Genomic DNA, 15,831 nt, shown 5'->3' on the forward strand with positions numbered 1-15,831 from the left:
TAGTCGGTGTTTCGCGGATATTGCGTCGGAGCAGGGGCAGACGCAACGATCCTGCGTGGGCTGGAGACGCCCGACGCTCGTCGCTTGGGGCCCGGACGGGGCCGGATCAGCCTCCGACGACCCGGCGTCCCTCGAAGGCGCGCCGAGGGTGACCTCGTCGGCGTACTCCAGGTCGCCGCCGACCGGCGGCCCGGACGCCAGCCGGGTGGTCCGGATGCCCATCGGGACGAGCAACCGGCTAGGTAGGTCGCCGTCGCCTCGCCCTCGAGGTTGGGGTCGGTCGCGATGATGACCTCGTCCACGGTGCCGTCGGCCAGCCGCGTCATGAGCTGCTGGATGCGGAGGTCGTCCGGGCCGATGCCGTCGATCGGGCTGATCGCGCCGCCGAGCACGGGTACAGCCCGCGGAACTCCCGGGTGCGCTCGATCGCCGCGACGTTCTTCGCTTCCTCCACGACGCAGATCGTGGTCGGCGTGCGGCGCGGGTCGCGGCAGATGCTGCACTGGACGTTCTCGGTGACGTTGCCGCAGATCTCGCGAAGCGGACCCGCTCCTTGACGTCCGCCAGGAGCTCGGACAACCGGCTCGCGGTCGAGCGACTCCGTCTGGAGGATGTGGAACGCGATGCGCTGCGCCGGCTTCGGTCCGATGCCGGGGAGGCGACCGAACTCGTCGATGAGGTCCTGCACGATGCCGTCGTACATCAGGCGCCTTCCTCGTGGAGGGAGGTCTCCTCGATGAACTGGGCGTTCAGGATCTCACGCACGACCGCTTCGCCGTACCGACCGGCCACCGGCGTGCGGCGGACCTGGTGCGGCGCCCTGGCGCTGCGGCGCTGCCTGCTGCGCTGGAGCCGTCGCGGGGGCCGGTGCGGGCTGCCCCGCGGCTGGCGATCCGACGGCGGGTGCGCTCGGCGCGTTCGTCGCGGGAGCCCCAGCGGTCGGCGCGTCCGGGTAGGGATCGCCGTCGCCGTAGGGGTCGTCGTCGAGCGGGTAGTCGTCGACGGGCACGTCGTCGGCCGGCGGTCCGGCCGGAGGCACGGCACCCGTGGTCGTCGCCGGCTGCGGTGCGGTGGCACCGGCGGCCGGGGCGGCGTCCGGACGCGTGGGCGCTGCGGGAGCAGCCGGGGCCGTTGCCTCGAGCGAGGACGCCGGGCGGAGCTGTGCCGCGAGGGCAGCGTCGACGTCCGGATCGGACACGGTCGGCGCGGGGGCCACCGGTTCGCCGGTGTCGGTGGTGCCGAAGGGGGGCCGACCACGAGGGTTCGACGTGCTCGGGCACCTGCACCGACGGTCGGGTCGGTCGCGGGGATGGCCGCGACGGCCCACTCGGTGACCGGGGCGCCCGTCGGCTCGGGGGAAGCCGGCTTCGCAGCGGGGGCCGACGCTGCCGGGGCACTCGGAGCATCCGATGCCGGCCGCTGCGACGCGGACCGCTCGGGTGCCTGCTGCTGCTGCGCCGGGGGCTGGGAGGTCGGAGCTGCCTGTCGCGGAGCGGACGCGGATGCCGATGCTGACGCCGTCTGAGGTGCACGGTCCTGCTGCTGCGCTGGCGCCTGCTGCTGCGACTGCTGTGCGGGCTGGGCCTGCGCCGGCTGGGGCTGCGCCGGCTGGGGCTGCGCGGACGGGGACTGCGCGGGCCGCTGCTGCCCCGGACCACCGGGACCGCGCGCCACGAACTTCACGCGGAGCCCGAGGACGTCGACGATCGCCGAGCGCAGGAGTTCGCTCACGCTCGTGGCCGGGTCGGACATCTCCTTGAACGAGGCCACGTCCTGCTGGCTCGGGAACGTCAGGGTGAGCACGTCCTCGCGCAGCGCGGTCACCTGTGCGGTCACCACGACGGACCACGCCGAACGCTTCGCGCGCTGGACGTGCTCGACGATCTGCGGCCACGAGTCGCGGAGCTGCTGGAACCCGACGGCCGCGACGGGGCGCACAGCGGGCTCGTCACCCGCGGCGGTGCCCTGCCCGGTCGACGACGCGTTGGCGGCGCCCGACGGCGCGGGCGTGCTGGTCGGAGCAGGCGTGCTGGTCGGCTGCGCGGCATCCGACGGTGCTTCAGGAGCGCTCGGGACGGCGGCGGCCCACGAGGCTGCTGCTGCTCGCGCGGCGGATCCGGGGTCGGTCGTCGGCATCGCGGCAGTCGCCGGCTCGGGTGCTGCCGACGCCGGCGCAGCAGCAGGAGCGGCGGCCGGTGCGGGCGCGGTCGCAGGTGCAGGTGCAGGTGCAGGTGCAGGTGCAGGTGCAGGTGCAGGTGCAGCGGACGCACGCGCACCCGGCGCGGGCGCGGACGCAGCCGGAGCCGCAGCCGCAGGCGCAGCCGCCGGCATCGTCTCGGGTCCGGCCTGGTGCCCACCGGCGTCCCCGACGCCGACCCGGCGCTCGAGCCGCTCGACGCGGGCGAGTGCGCCGCGCTGGGTGTCGTCCGCCTCGGGCACGAGCATGCGTGCCGTCATCAGCTCGGAGGTGGAGCCGCGGTGACGTCGCCCCGGTCATCTCGGTGAGCGCACGGTTCGCGATGTCGGCAGCTCGCGAGAGCCCCGTCGCACCGAAGACCCCGGCCTGACGGGACATGGTGTCGAAGCTCTTCCGGCGACACCCCGCGCAGCACGGCGGCCGCGCTCTCGTTCGTCGCCGCGACGACGATGAGGTCACGGAGCCGTTCGAGCAGGTCCTCGACGAAGCGCCTCGGGTCCTGCCCGGTCTGCACGACGCGGTCGATCGCCGCGAAGGCCGATGCCGGGTCGGCGACGGCGAGCGCGTCGACGACGTCGTCGAGCAGCGCGGCGTCGGTGTACCCGGGCAGCGCGACGGCCCGCTCGTAGGCGATGGCACCGTCTTCACTGCCCGCCATGAGCTGGTCGAGCAGGGACAGGGTGTCGCGGACGGACCCGCCACCGGCACGGACCACCAGCGGCAGCACGCCCGGGGCGACCGTCACCGACTCCTGCGTGCAGAGCTGCTCGACGTACTCGAGCATCGCGGCCGGCGGACCAGACGGAACAGGTAGTGGTGGGTGCGCGACCGGATCGTGCCGATGACCTTCTCGGGCTCGGTCGTCGCGAAGATGAACTTGACGTGCTCCGGCGGTTCCTCGACCAGCTTGAGGAGGGCGTTGAGCCCTGCGGCGTCACCATGTGCGCCTCGTCGAGGATGAAGATCTTGTAGCGGTCGCGGGCCGGCGCGAACACGGCGCGGTCGCGGAGGTCACGGGCGTCGTCGACGCCGTTGTGGCTGGCGGCGTCGATCTCGATGACGTCGAGCGACCCGCCACCGCCGCGCGCGAGCTCGACGCAGCTCGGGCAGACGCCGTATGGGGTGTCCGTGGGGCCCCTCGGCGCAGTTCAGGCAGCGCGCCAGGATGCGGGCGGACGTCGTCTTGCCGCAGCCGCGCGGGCCGCTGAAGAGGTACGCGTGGTTGACCCGGTTCGTGCGCAGGGCCGTCCGGAGGGGATCGGTGACCTGCGACTGACCGATCAGCTCGGCGAAGTTCTCGGGCCGGTAACGGCGATACAGGGCGGTGACCACGCCCCAGGGTAGCCGGGACGACCGACACCCCGCGGCCGGACGTGACCACCTGTGGGAAGCGGGTGGTGCGCCGGACGCACCGCGCCTCCCGTCCGTGCAGATGACGGACGAGAGGCGCGGTGCAGGCGAGTGCGCGGGGTGTCAGGCGCGGCGGCGGCGGCGGAGGCCGCGCGCCAGACGGGACAACCCCTGCAGGAGGAACCCGAGGACCACCGGGCCGCCTGCGGCCTGCTGCCGAGCTGGGGCCACGTCGGCACCGGTGTAGGCGAGCCTGCCCGAGGCGGACCCGACCGCCGGACCCGACCCGGCGCCCGAGCCAATCCCGCTCCGGACCCGGTCCCGGGTGCACCCGGCAGTCGGCGCGCCCGTGCGCACGCAGGCGATGCCCGGCGTTCCAGGCGTGCCCGGCGTTCAGGCGTGCCCGGCGTTCCGGGGTCGCCAGGCGTACCGGGCCCGCCCGGTGTGCTGCCCAGCGTCGACCACCACGGCGACCGACTGCACGGCCGAGGTGGCCCCGTCGACGGTCTGGGTGACCCGGATCGTGGTGCCCGACCGACGCCGAGGTGGAGCACGACCGACCAGGCGCCGGTGTCGTCCGCGGTGGTGGTGACGGGCGTCCCGTCGTCCGCCACGACCGTCACGGTCGCACCCGGCTCCGCGGTGCCCGTCACACGCCAGTCGACGGTCCCCGTGGCCGAGGCGGTCTGGTGCGCGCCCGGGGTGGGCGACGTGACCGCGAGCGGGTCCACGTCGGCGACCACGATCGGCACCGGCTGCGCCGAACTGGTCGTGCCGTTGACGGACTGGGATGCGGTGATCGTCCAGTCCCCTCCGGCGACGCGGTCGAACGTGACGCTCCAGTTGCCGTTCGCGTCCGCGGTGGTGACCCGGACCTGACCGTTGGACAGGCGGACGGTCACCGTGGCACCCGGCGTGGCGTGGCCGGTCACCGTGAGGAACCGGTGTCACCGGTGCCGTCCGCAGGGAGAACAGCTGGCCCGGCTGCGGGTTCGTGATGGTGACGTCGCCCGGCTGGGCGACGACCACGCGGATGCTGCTCGTCACCGGCTCGGAGGTCCGTCCGCCGACCGTCTCGGTGACCGACACCGTCTGCGTCCCGTCGGGACGTTCCCGACGGTCGCGGTCCACGAGCCGTCGTCCCCGGCGGTCGTCGAGACCGTCCGGCCGCTGACGGACACGGTCACCGTGGCACCGGGCTCCGCCGTGCCGCTCACCGGGATCGATCGTGCTCCCGGTGATGGGGAACACCAGGCCGTCGGCCGGGCTGGTGACCCGGACCGGCGTCGCCCGCGGCGACGGAGATCCCGACCTGGGGGCAGCGGTGGTGTCCCCGTCGACCGTCTGCGAGGCGACGATGGTGTGCGTGCCGGTGCCGACACGGGGGACGGTCACCGCCCACGCCGTCGTCGTCCGCCGTCGTCGTGACGGGGGTCCCGCCGTCGATCCGGACCGAGATCGCGGCGTTCGGCGCGGAGACGCCCTCGACGCGGACGTCGGTGGTGCCGCCGATGACGCGGTACGCGGTGCCGTTCGCCGGCGAGGTGACCACGATCGCGTCCGCCGGGGCGACCTCGATCGTCAGGTCGCGCTCGATCGGCGACGAGGTGGTGCCGTTCACGACCTGCGTGACGACGATCGTGTGGTCGCCCTCCTCGAGGCCCGTGAGCTCCGTCGTCCACCGGCCGTCGGGACCGACCGGGACCACGACGGGCGTCCCGCCGTCGACCACGACGCGGACTGTGCCGCCGGCCTGGCCCTGCCCGCTGACCGGGACGGTCGCGCTGGTGGTGCCGGACGGGACGGTGATGGTGTCGCCGTCCGCGGGGTGTCCACGGTGAGCGCCGTGCCGGGGCGACCGTGAAGGTGCTGCTGACCGGAGCGGACGTCGATCCGTCGACGGTCTGGGTGGCGCGGACGTGTGCTCGCCGACCCCCAGGCCCTCGAGGTCGAGCGACCACGTGCCGCCGGTCGCGGTCACGGTCACGGGGTCGTCCCCGTCGATCGAGACCCGCACCGCGGCTCCGGCCTCGGCTGCACCGTTCGCGGTGACGGTCGCGACCGAGTCGCGCTGGGCGACGCGGACCGTGGAGCCGTCGGCCGGGGTGGCGATGGTGATCGGGTCGCGACGAGCACCCGGATGCCGACCGTGACCGGGGCGGAGACGGTGTCACCGATCCGCTGCGTCACGCTGACCGTCGGGGTCCCCGCCGGTACGTCCGGCACCGAGACGCTCCAGGCGCCGGTGCCGTTCGCCGTCGTGGACTCGCTGCGTCCGCCACCGAGGTCGACGACGACGGTCGCGCCGGGTTCGGCGGTCCCGCTGACGGCGACCGTGGTGGTCGCGCCCTCGCCGGCGACGGTGTACTCCTGGCCGGCCGTCGGCTCGGTGATGCGGACAGGTGCCCCCGCCTCGATCTCGAACGAGGTCTCGACCGGGGTGGTCGACGTGGACCCCGTCGACGGTCTGCGTGACGCTGACGTCGTGCGTGCCGACACCGAGGTCCTCGACGTCGAGCGTCCAGGTCCCGTCGTCGCCGACGGGCACCTCGACCGGGTCGCGGTCGTCGACGGTGACCGTCACGGTGGCGCCCGGCTGGGCGTCGCCCGCGACCGTCACGGTCGTCGTGGCGTCACCGTCCGCGACAGTGATCGGGTCGTCGCCCGGCTGGCGGATGGTCAGGTCGGCGGCCGCGACGACTGAGACCGGGCGTTCCACCGCGGCGCTCGTCGTCCCGTTGACCGCCTGCGTCACCGCTGCCGTGTACGAGCCGGTCGGCACGTCCTCGACGGTGGTGGACCACTTGCCGTCCTGGCCGACCGGCGCCGTCGCGGTGCCGCCCGCTCCGAGGCCGACCGTGACGGTCGCCCCCGGCTGGCCGGTGCCGGCGAAGGCGACGTCGGTGGTGGCGTCATCGTCAGCGACGGTGACGGACGTGGACCCGCTGGGCGTGGTCACCGTGAGCGGTGCACCGGCCCGGACGGGAGACCGCGGCGCTGACCGGTGCCGAGTCTGCCCCTCGACGACCTGGGTCGCGCGGACGGTGTAGTCACCGACCGGGACGTCCTCGAAGGTGGTCCCCCACGAGCCGTCCGGCGCGGCCGTGACCTCGTCGGACTCGCCGTTCGACAGGGTCACGGTGACCGTCGCGTCGCGCTGGGCGACACCCGTGACGCGCACGTCGGCCGTGCCCGCCGCGTCCGCGACGGTCAGGACGTCGCCGTCCTCCGGTGCCGTCAGTGCGAGCGCGGTCGCCGCACGGACCGTCACGGTCTGCTCCGGACTGGAGGCGGTGGTCCCGTTCACCGTCTGGCTGGCGGTGAGCGTCGGGGTGCCGACACCGACCCCGTCGAACGTGACGGTCCAGTCGCCGTCACCGTCCGCGGTCGTGGTGAGCTCGTCGTCGCCGAGTCGCACCGTGACCGGGGCGCCCGGCTCCGCCGTGCCCGACACCGTGACGTCGCGCGTCGCGTCGGCGTCCGGCACGAGGAGCACGTCGCCCGTCTCCGGGGTGGTGACGGTCACCGCGTCGGCAGCCTCGATCGTGACGGTGCGGGTGACCGGCTCGGACGTCGCGAGGTCGGAGACCGACCCGGGCAGCGTCTGCGTGACCGACACGGAGTGCGTGCCGACCCCGAGGTCCGGGAACGTGACCGACCAGGTGCCGTCGGGAGCGACGGTCGTCGGCCGGTCGTCGGCGTCGGGCGTCGTGGCGACCACGGTGGCGCCGGGCTGGCCGGTCCCCGTCACGGTCACGTCACGCACGACGTCCTCGCCCGCCACCGGGATCGCCGCCGTGGTGGGGGTGGTGATCGCGAGCGGGTTCGCCGCGACGACCTGGAAGGTCGTCGGGATCGCCGTCGTCACGGTGCCCGCGACGCTCTGGCTCGCGTTCACCGTGTAGGTGCCCGTCGGTGCGAGGCCGTGGCGTCGACCGTCCACGCGCCGTCGCCGTTCGCCGTCGTCGTGAACGTGGTGTCCGGGCCGAGCGAGACGGTGACGTCGGCGTTCGGTTCGGAGGAGCCGGAGATCGTCACGGTCGCGGTGGCGTCCCCGTCGACCACGACGAAGCGCGACCCGACGGCCGGCGACTCGATCGTGATGGCCGTCCCCGGCACGACCGTGAAGTCGCGGGTGACGGTCGGACCGGTCGTGCCGTTCACGGTCTGCACCGCGGTGACGGTGGTCACCGACGGCGAGGTCGACCGCGTCGGTCTCCCAGTTGCCCGAGGCGTCCGCGACGACGTCGACGGGGTCGCCGTCGTCGACCGTGACGGCGACGCTCGCGCCGGGCTCCGCAGTGCCCCGCACCACGATGCCGACCTGGCCGTCCGAGCCGGCCGGCACCTGCTGCGCGTCGGTGGGCGACTCGATGACGAGCGCGTCACCGGCCTCGACCGAGAAGTCGCGGTCGACGGGTGCGGAGGTCGCCCCGCCCACGGTCTGCGTGACCGCGGCGGTGTGGTCGCCGGTGTCGACGTCCGGCAGGGTGACGGTCCACGTGCCGTCCGTCCCCGCGGTCGTCGTGACCGGGTCGTCGGCGCCGTCGAGGACCACGCTGATGTCCGCGCCCGGCTGTGCCGTGCCGGAGACCGTGACGTCGATGGTCGAGTCGTCGGTCGCGACGGCGGTGGTGCTCCCCTGCGTCGGCGTCGACACGACGAGACCGGCACCGGCGGCGACGGTGATCGTCTGCCGGACCGCCGGCGAGGTGGTGCCGTTCACGGTCTGCGTGGCGGAGATCGTGTGACGGCCGACCAGGACGTCCTGGACGGTGGCGGTCCAGTCCCCGTCGTCGCTCGCCGTGGTCGTCGCGGTCAGTCCGCCGCCGAGCGACACCGCCACGTCCGCGCCGGGCTCGGCGGTGCCGACCAGGTCGAGGTCCGTCGTGGTGCCCGCGTCGAGGACCGTCACGGTGGCGCCGGGCGCCGGGGTCGTGATGGTGATCGGCGCACCGGCGGCCACGGTGAAGTCCGTGGTCACCGGGCCCGAGGTCGTGCCGGCGACGGTCTGTCGCGCGGTGACGGTGCGGTCGCCGACCGGGACGCCCTGGAAGGTGGCCTCCCAGTCACCGTCGTCGTCGGCCGTGACCGTGGCGGTGAAGGACCCACCGATGCCCACGGTGACCTGCGCGTTCGGCGCTGCCGTGCCGGACACGGTGACGGGAGTCGTCGACGTGGTGTCGGCGACGGTGATGGTGCTGCCGTCCTCCGGCCGGTCGATCGTCAGGCCCGGGGCCGCGGTGACGGTGAAGTCGCGTGCGACCGGGGCGCTCGTCGAGGCCCCGACCGTCTGGGTCACGGTCGACTTGTAGTCGCCCGCGGGGACGCCGGTGATCGTGGTCGACCAGGTCCCACCGGCGTTCGCGGTGGTCGTCGCGGTCCGGTCGCCGCCGTTCACGGAGACGTCGACCCGGGCACCGGGCTGCGCCGAGCCGGAGAACGGGACGTCGCGGGTGGTACCGGCGACCAGGAACTCCTGGTCCTGCGTCGGGGTGTCGACGGTCAGCCCGGCGGCGGCGACCACGCGGAACGCGCGGGTGACCGGTGCCGAGGTGCTGTCGCCGACCGTCTGGGTGACGCTGGCGGACTGGTTGCCCACCGGGACCTCGGGAACGGTGACGCTCCACGCGCCGGAGGCGTTCGCCGTGCCGTCCGCGGTCAGCCCGCCGCCGAGGTCGACGTCGATCCGGGCGTTCGCGGTGGCGGTGCCGGTGAGGGTCACGGGGCGGTGGTGCCGGTCGTCGTGGAAGGTCTGTCCGGCCGTCGGCGTCGTGATCGTCAGCGCCTGCTGCGCGACCACGGAGAACTGCTGCGTGGCCGTGCCCGCCGCGGTCCCGCCGACGGTCTGCGTCGCGGTGGCGGTGTACTCGCCCGTCGGGACGTTCGCGATGGTCGTCGTCCACGTGCCGTTCGCGGCGACCGTCGCGGTGCCCGTGCGGCCGTTGCCGAGACTCACGGCGACGGTGGCGCCGGGCTCACCGGCACCGCCCACGGTGACGCTGCGGGTCGACGTGGCCGTCGGCACGCTGAACACCTGGTTCGCGGTCGGAGCGGTGATCGTGGGTGCGACGAACGCGGTGGCCCGGACCGTCGAGGTCGCCAGGTCCACCGTCGCGGCGTTCACACCGGGCAGGACCGACAGGCGCAGGGCGTGGACGCTCCGCGGGCCGGGGTCGTACCCGCGTCCGTCGCGGAACCCGGTGGTGGTGTCCTGCGCGTTGACGGTCAGGTCGATCACCTGGCGGAGGAGCAGCACGACCGGGGCCAGCAGGGTCGAGACGGCCGTCGTGGTGGTCGTCAGGGTGGTGCCGAGAGCGGTCAGCGCGGTGCCGCCGACCAGGGGCGCGGAGGGCGGTCTGGAGCGTCGGCACGAGGATGCCGCTCACCACCGGCGCGAGCACGGTGCCGAGGGGCAGCGGCAGACCGAGCAGGTTGCCGGTCGCGGTGATCACGGGCGTCGCGGTGGTGGTGCCGGCGAGCGCGCCGAGCGTGGTGTCGGCGCGGAGCCCGATGGCGACGGCCGCCGCACCGGCGACGGAGACGTTCGTCGCCACGTCGACCCGGACGGCGGTGGAGTTGATCGTGTTCACGACCGCGGTCTGCAGGGCCGTGGGCAGCTGCGTCCCGAGGATCGTCGCGATGCTCTGGTTGATGGTGTTCACCGCGGCGGTGGTGAGCACCGGGGTGTTCGCCGGCCGGCCGTTGAGCGCCGTCAGCTTGTCGAGGTCCACCGTGATCGTGCCGGTCGACGGGGTGATCGTGACCGCCCCGTCCGGTGAGCGGCTGCTGCAGCACCTGCGTGAGGGTGTCGTCCAGGTTGAGGTTCGCCGTGGCGGTCACCGTGGTGCCGTTGACCGTGACGAGCCCGAGGAGCGCCTGGCGGAGCAGCTGCTGGATCTGGTTCGTGACCGCGGTCGTCGTCCCGGGGAGCACGCCGTTCGTGCCGAGCACACCGTTGACCGAACTCGACACGTTCCGCAGCTGCGTGCGGAGGGACGTGGTCGGTCCGGCGACCGCCGGGCTGGTGAGGGTTCAGGTTCGCCCCGGCGATCCGGTAGTCGCTGGCGGTCGTGACCGTGGAACCGCGGGTGGCCGACAGTCGCGAGGCGAGGGCCCCGACCTGCAGCTGCGCGTTCGAGAGCACCGTCGTGTCGGCTCCCACCCGCGAGAACAGCGGGTTGAGGTCGAGCGTCGCCGCGCCGGTGCCCGACCCGGTGCCGACGCCGATGCCGCCGTCGTTCGTGAGCAGGCCGGAGGACGCCGTCGCCCCGTTCGCCGAGGTCGTGGCGTACTGGCCGTCGACCCCGAGGGTGAGGATGCCGTTCGGCCCGAGCAGGTCGACGTCGTTGCCGAGGTCCACCCCGACCGCGTTGAGCGCCGTCAGGTTGAGCGGCTGGTTCGTCGTGCCGCCGCCGCTGGTGGCCCCGCGCGCGGAGTACGCACCGCCGAGCTGGGCGATGGAGTCCACGTTCACGATGCCGGAGCCGCTGAGCAGGACGCCCTCGGCCTCGGCGACGTCGGTCTGGGCGGCCGCGGCGGGCTGGATCGCCACGGTGGCGGCGACCAGCGCCGTCACCGTGGCGATGACGCCGCCACGCAGGAGGAGACGCCGGTCGTCCGAAGCTCGTCGTCGAGCTCGGCCGCCAGCAGCGATGATCCGTCGTGTCCAGTCGTGCGCTGTCGTGGGTACACGGGTACCCCGAAGCGACGCGTGCCTGCGCATGCGTGTCTCTTTTCCTGGCGGGCGAACCCACCACCTGATCCGGAACTCCCCCGCTGGTGAGGCAGAGGAGGTGCAGGGAACCCTGGTTGGGAGTTTGGAGGTGATCTTTACACACGATCAGGGTGATGTCCGCTGCCCGTTACGGAATGGACTACCTTGCGTGTCGGCCACGCCCGAGGGAAGCCGGGCGGGAAGGAGCACTTTGCAGGAAGACGCAAAGACTCCTCCGCACCGCGCCAAGGCCCGGTTACCCTTGCTGCGTTTCCGCCCTGGGGGAGTTGGCCTGGATGGCGTCACGTGAGGAGCCTCCGGCAGTCTGCCGGACGGAGCGGGCAGACTCGGACACGCCGAAGATCGCCATCGCCGGAGGACACGGCCAGATCGCGCTGCTCCTCGCCCGCCTCGTCACCGACGCCGGCCACGACGCCGTCGCCATCGTCCGCAACCCCGCACACGTCACCGACGTGGAGCAGCAGGGCGCCCGGGCGATCGTCGCGGACCTCGAACAGCTCGACGGCGGCAGAGCTCGCGCTCCGCCTGCGCGGGGTCGACGCGTTGGTCTTCGCCGCCGAGGGCCGGACCGAACAGCGGCGCCGAACGCAAGACTCACCGTCGACCGCGACGGCGCAGATCCTGCTCGCGGACGCCGCCGGAGAGCGCGCGGGGATCGGCGCGCTACGTGATGATCTCGGCTGATGGCGGCGGATCTGGCAGGCGCGTGGTGCCCGCCGGAGCGAGGACGACGTCTTCCAGGTCTACCTGCGGGCGAAGGCCGAGGCGGACGCGACCTCCGGGCCGTAGCCTGCGCTGGACGATCGTGCGGCCGGGTGGCCTCCTCGACACGCCGCCGCGGGGCACGTTACGTCGGCCGGACGGTGCCGCGCGGCGCCATCCCCGCGCGGACGTCGCCGCGGTGGTGCTGCGCGCGCTCCTCGACGACACTGCGGTGGGCGTGCAGTTCGAGGTGACGAGCGGCGACACCCCGATCCCCGCCGCACTGGCCGCGCTCGGCTTTGACGCCGGCGCGCGGCGCTGACGCCGCGCGCGCCGCGACTACAGCGCGACCGCGGCCGACTGCCGGGCGATCTCGAGCTCCTCGTTCGTCGGGATGACGAGCACCGCGACACGGGACGCGTCCGTGGAGATGAGCCGCGCCTCGCGGGTGCCGGCGTTGCAGTCCGGATCGATCTCGATGCCGAGGTGCCCGAGGTCGGCGAGCACGCGCCGGCGCAGCAGCAGCACGTTGTTCTCCCCGCCCTGCATGACGACCGCGTCCAGCCCGCCGAGCTGCGCCGTGTAGGCGCCGACGTACCGGCGGATGCGGTGTTCGGTACACGGCGAGCGCCGCCTCGGCCTCGTCGTCGCCGTTGAGGGCGGCGTCCTGCGCGTCGCGCATGTCGCCGTTGCGGGTCAGGCCCTCGAGCAGCCCGGACTCCTTGTTGAGCATGGTGTCGAGCTCGTCCGGGGAACAGCCCGGCCTCGCGGTGCAGGTGGATGAGGACGGCCGGGTCAAGGTCTCCGGACCGGGTCCCCATCACCGAGACCCTCGAGCGGGGTGAGCCCCATCGACGTCTCGATCGACCTCCCGCCGTCGATCGCCGCCGCGGAGGCCCCGTTGCCGAGGTGCAGCACGATGGTCTTCAGCTCGCCGAGGGGTCGGCCGGGGAACTCCGCCGCCTGCTCGGAGACGTACTTGTGGCTCGTGCCGTGCATGCCGTAGCGGCGGATCCGGTACCGCTCCGCCAGGTCCGCGAGGATCGCGTACGTGTACGCGTGCGGCGGCATCGTCTGGTGGAACGCGGTGTCGAACACGGCGACCTGCGGCACGTCGGCGAAGACCTGCTCGGCGGCGCGGATGCCCTCGAGGTTCGCGGGGTTGTGGAGCGGCGCGGGGCTGCATCAGTTCCTCGATCTCGCGCTCGACGTCGTCCGTGACGACGGTGGCCCAGATCCCGAACGAGGTGCCGCCGTGCACGACGCGGTGCCCGACCACGGCGGGCGGGTACTCGTCGAACGAGGGACCGACCTTCGCGAGCGCGTCGATCATCGCCTGGAACCCGGCGGCGTGGTCCGCGACGGCGGCCGAGTCGTTCGACGAGGACTCGCCGGTGGAGGGCGTTGGTGTGCTTCCACGCGCCGGTCGACTCGCCGATGCGCTCGACCAGTCCGAGAGGCGAGCGTGCGCTCCCCCTCGAGCTCGATGAGCTGGTACTTGAACGAACTCGAGCCGGAGTTGACGCTCGACGAGGGCTGCGGTACTGGGCGGTCGCTTTCTGTAGGGGCCAGGGAGGCGCGGTGCGGGTCGGTCGGTCAGGCCGCGTCGGACTCGGTGCCGGCCTGGATCGCGGTGATCGCGACGGTGTTCACGATGTCGCCGACAGGCGCCGCGGGAGAGGTCGTTGATCGGCTTGCGCAGGCCCTGCAGCACCGAGGCCGATGGCGACGGCGCCGGCCAGAGCGCTGCACGGCCTTGTACGTGTTGTTGCCGGTGTTGAGGTCGAGGAAGATGAACACCGTCGCCCGGCCGGCCACCGGGAAGTCCGGCATCTTCGATGCTCGCTGACCGTCGGGTCCGCTGCGGCGTCGTACTGGATCGGCCCCTCGACGAAGCAGGTCGGGGCGTCGTTCCCGCACGAACGCGGTGCCGGCGCGGACCTTGTCGACGTCGGCCCCGGTGCCGCTGTCGCCGGTCGAGTAGCTGAGCATCGCCACCCGCGGGTCGATCCCGAACTTGCGTCGCGGTCTCGGCGGACGAGATCGCGATGTCCTTGAGCTGCTCGCTCGTCGGGTCCGGGATAATGACCGCGCAGTCGCCGTAGACGAGGACCCGGTCGGCGAGCTGCCATCGGGAACACGCTCGACGCGATCGAGGTGTCCGGCCGGGTCTTGATGATCTCGAAGGACGGCCGGATGGTGTGCGCCGTGGTGTGCTTCGCGCCGGATACCATGCCGTCGGCCAGGCCGAGCATGCACCATCATCGTGCCGAAGTGCGAGACGTCGGTGACGGTGTCGCGGGCGAGCTCGATCGACATGCCCTTGTGGGCACAGGCCGGGCAGCGTACTCCTCGGCGAAGCGTTCGCGGAGCTCGGGGTCGAACAGGCTGACGAGCTGGGCGGCCTCGAGGTCGAGGCCGAGCTCCGTCGCCCGGGTGCGGATCGCGGCCGAGGTCGCCGAGGATCGTCAGCTCGCAGACCTGGCGCTGCCGCAGCGTCCAGGCCGGCGCGCAGGACGCGGTCGTCGTCGCCCTCGGGCAGCACGATCCGCTTGCCGTACCCGCGGGCCCGGTCGAGCAGCCCGTGCTCGAACATCAGCGGCGTGACGACACCGGACAGGGTGAGCTGCAGCCGGTCGCGGGAGGCGTCGGCGTCGACGTGCTGCTCGAAGAGCGCCAGCGCCGGGTCGGCCTTCCGCGGGGAGTCCGCGGTGAGCCGCCCGCGCGCGTCTGGGTGATCCGGAGGGCGGTGTCGTACGTGCCGAGGTCGTTCTGCGCGATCGGCAGCAGAGCTCGACAGCCCCTCGAGCAGCCGGGAGATCATGCGGCGCGGTCTCGAACCCGCCGTTGGCGAGGATCGCGCCGACCAGGCTCGGGAAGGTCTCGGACTGGTTCGCGAGCAGGGTGGCGATGAGCACGTCGCTGCGGTCCCCCGGCACGACGACGGTGCCGCCCTCGATGAGTCGGGCCAGCACGTTCTCCATGCTCATGCCGGCGACGACGGTGCCGAGTGCCTCGCGGTCGAGCAATGTGTGTGCTGCCTCGTCGCGCCACCTGGCGTGGTCCTGGTCTCGCCTGCAACAGGGCCCGCACGGTCGGGGCGACGAGCACGCGGTCCTCGGGGATGGCCCAGACGAGGCCGGGTCCGGGTGGTGGTCGCGGACGGCCGCTGCTGGACGCTCGACACGATCGCGGCGAGGGCGTCGGGGTCGGCGCGGTTCACGACGATGCCGAACACCTGCGTCCGTGCGCCGCCCGCGGCTCGCTGGTCGTGACGTCGGCGACCTGCGCCGCTGTCCTCCGGGGTGCGGGCACCGTGCTCGGCGGCGTCGCGGCCACCGAGGACGAGCAGGACGGGCGCGCCGAGGTTCGCGGCGACCTTCGCGTTGAACGACAAGCTCGGTGGGGCTGCCGACGTCGGTGTAGTCCAGGCCCGAGGACCACGACGGCGTCGCGCTGCCGCTTCGACCTGGGCGAACCGGGTGATGATCGTGGCGAGGGCGGCGTCCGGGTCGGCGTGCACGTCGTCGTACGTCACACCGACGGCGTCGTCGTAGGAGATGCCGACCGCGGTGTGCTGGAGCAGCAGCTCGAGCACGTAGTCGGGTTCGTCCACCGACCGGGCGACCGGCCGGAACACGCCGACCCGTCCGACCGAGCGCGCGAGGGTCTCGAGGACACCGAGGGCGACGGTGCTCTTGCCCGTGTGTCCTTCTGCTGACGTGATGTAGATGCGGGTCGACACGTGCCCAGGGTAGCCGCGCCCTTGTCGTGACATCTGGGAGCGAGGACGCGTGGACGGTCGTGGTCGTGCGCACTCCGGAAGACCTGTACCATTGGGTGT

At 73.3% G+C, this 15,831-nt stretch carries 11 protein-coding genes, 1 other RNA gene and 5 pseudogenes; 3 read left to right on the forward strand and 14 right to left on the reverse strand.

The features are described 5' to 3' along the window. Nucleotides 1-106: 106 nt before the first annotated feature. The 9 genes and pseudogenes from recR to ffs form a co-directional block, all read right to left on the reverse strand. Nucleotides 107-703 (reverse strand): annotated as a pseudogene (recR, locus tag ACZ8AI_RS06470) (recombination mediator RecR). After that, nucleotides 703-2,457: a DNA polymerase III subunit gamma/tau domain-containing protein gene (locus ACZ8AI_RS06475; protein WP_464857524.1), complete on the reverse strand. Its 1,755-nt coding sequence runs from the start codon at nt 2,455-2,457 to the stop codon at nt 703-705. The pseudogene recR and the gene ACZ8AI_RS06475 overlap by 1 nt, the downstream one beginning before the upstream one ends. Further along, nucleotides 2,440-3,529: pseudogene (locus ACZ8AI_RS06480) on the reverse strand (DNA polymerase III subunit gamma and tau); the annotation flags it as partial. The pseudogene ACZ8AI_RS06480 and the gene ACZ8AI_RS06475, both read right to left, overlap by 18 nt. Next, nucleotides 3,478-4,479: an MSCRAMM family protein gene (locus ACZ8AI_RS06485; protein WP_464857410.1), complete on the reverse strand. Its 1,002-nt coding sequence runs from the start codon at nt 4,477-4,479 to the stop codon at nt 3,478-3,480. The pseudogene ACZ8AI_RS06480 and the gene ACZ8AI_RS06485, both read right to left, overlap by 52 nt. 281 nt (nt 4,480-4,760) lie before the next feature. After that, entirely contained in the window at nt 4,761-5,564 is an 804-nt protein-coding gene (locus tag ACZ8AI_RS06490) for a hypothetical protein (protein ID WP_464857412.1), read from the reverse strand. A 153-nt stretch (nt 5,565-5,717) separates the two neighbouring features. After that, nucleotides 5,718-9,584: a beta strand repeat-containing protein gene (locus ACZ8AI_RS06495; protein ID WP_464857501.1), complete on the reverse strand. Its 3,867-nt coding sequence runs from the start codon at nt 9,582-9,584 to the stop codon at nt 5,718-5,720. Further along, on the reverse strand, nt 9,526-10,281 hold the full coding sequence (locus ACZ8AI_RS06500) for a hypothetical protein (RefSeq protein ID WP_464857414.1): 756 nt from the start codon (nt 10,279-10,281) through the stop codon (nt 9,526-9,528). The genes ACZ8AI_RS06495 and ACZ8AI_RS06500 overlap by 59 nt, the downstream gene beginning before the upstream one ends. Further along, entirely contained in the window at nt 10,263-11,273 is a 1,011-nt protein-coding gene (locus ACZ8AI_RS06505; protein ID WP_464857416.1) for a choice-of-anchor G family protein, read from the reverse strand. Before ACZ8AI_RS06505 ends, ACZ8AI_RS06500 begins: the two co-directional genes overlap by 19 nt. A gap of 216 nt (nt 11,274-11,489) precedes the next feature. Next, nucleotides 11,490-11,580: signal recognition particle sRNA small type (ffs, locus tag ACZ8AI_RS06510), an RNA gene on the reverse strand. A 79-nt stretch (nt 11,581-11,659) separates the two neighbouring features. Between ffs and ACZ8AI_RS06515 the strand changes: the two genes are divergently transcribed. The 3 genes and pseudogenes from ACZ8AI_RS06515 to ACZ8AI_RS06525 all read left to right on the forward strand — a co-directional run bounded on the left by ACZ8AI_RS06515 (nt 11,660) and on the right by ACZ8AI_RS06525 (nt 12,309). Continuing rightward, nucleotides 11,660-11,956: a hypothetical protein gene (locus ACZ8AI_RS06515; RefSeq protein ID WP_464857503.1), complete on the forward strand. Its 297-nt coding sequence runs from the start codon at nt 11,660-11,662 to the stop codon at nt 11,954-11,956. Then, nucleotides 11,956-12,150: pseudogene (locus tag ACZ8AI_RS06520) on the forward strand (hypothetical protein); the annotation flags it as partial. The gene ACZ8AI_RS06515 and the pseudogene ACZ8AI_RS06520, both read left to right, overlap by 1 nt. Before the next feature lie 36 nt (nt 12,151-12,186). Next, entirely contained in the window at nt 12,187-12,309 is a 123-nt protein-coding gene (locus ACZ8AI_RS06525; RefSeq protein ID WP_464857526.1) for a hypothetical protein, read from the forward strand. A 17-nt stretch (nt 12,310-12,326) separates the two neighbouring features. On the opposite strand, the pseudogene ACZ8AI_RS06530 reads toward ACZ8AI_RS06525, so the two are convergent. The 5 genes and pseudogenes from ACZ8AI_RS06530 to ACZ8AI_RS06550 form a co-directional block, all read right to left on the reverse strand. Continuing rightward, nucleotides 12,327-13,559, reverse strand: a pseudogene (locus tag ACZ8AI_RS06530) (acetate/propionate family kinase). Nucleotides 13,560-13,583: 24 nt separating this feature from the next. Next, nucleotides 13,584-13,979, reverse strand: coding sequence for a phosphate acyltransferase (locus ACZ8AI_RS06535; protein ID WP_464857505.1), 396 nt, complete (start codon nt 13,977-13,979; stop codon nt 13,584-13,586). 188 nt (nt 13,980-14,167) lie between these two features. Beyond that, nucleotides 14,168-14,242: pseudogene (locus tag ACZ8AI_RS06540) on the reverse strand (hypothetical protein); the annotation flags it as partial. Nucleotides 14,243-14,455: 213 nt separating this feature from the next. After that, a complete protein-coding gene (locus tag ACZ8AI_RS06545; protein ID WP_464857418.1) occupies nt 14,456-14,977 on the reverse strand; it encodes a DRTGG domain-containing protein in 522 nt (173 codons plus the stop codon). Continuing rightward, nucleotides 14,974-15,732: an AAA family ATPase gene (locus tag ACZ8AI_RS06550; RefSeq protein ID WP_464857420.1), complete on the reverse strand. Its 759-nt coding sequence runs from the start codon at nt 15,730-15,732 to the stop codon at nt 14,974-14,976. The genes ACZ8AI_RS06545 and ACZ8AI_RS06550 overlap by 4 nt, the downstream gene beginning before the upstream one ends. Nucleotides 15,733-15,831: the final 99 nt, after the last annotated feature.

This window comes from Curtobacterium sp. AC273 (genome assembly GCF_979253735.1).

Coding starts and splice junctions, on each gene's coding strand:
- ACZ8AI_RS06475 (WP_464857524.1), bottom strand. CDS start 2,457: ATGACGGCACGCATGCTCGTGCCCGAGGCGGACGACACCCAGCGCGGC.
- ACZ8AI_RS06505 (WP_464857416.1), bottom strand. CDS start 11,273: ATGCGCAGGCACGCGTCGCTTCGGGGTACCCGTGTACCCACGACAGCG.
- ACZ8AI_RS06535 (WP_464857505.1), bottom strand. CDS start 13,979: ATGCTCAGCTACTCGACCGGCGACAGCGGCACCGGGGCCGACGTCGAC.
- ACZ8AI_RS06545 (WP_464857418.1), bottom strand. CDS start 14,977: ATGAGCATGGAGAACGTGCTGGCCCGACTCATCGAGGGCGGCACCGTC.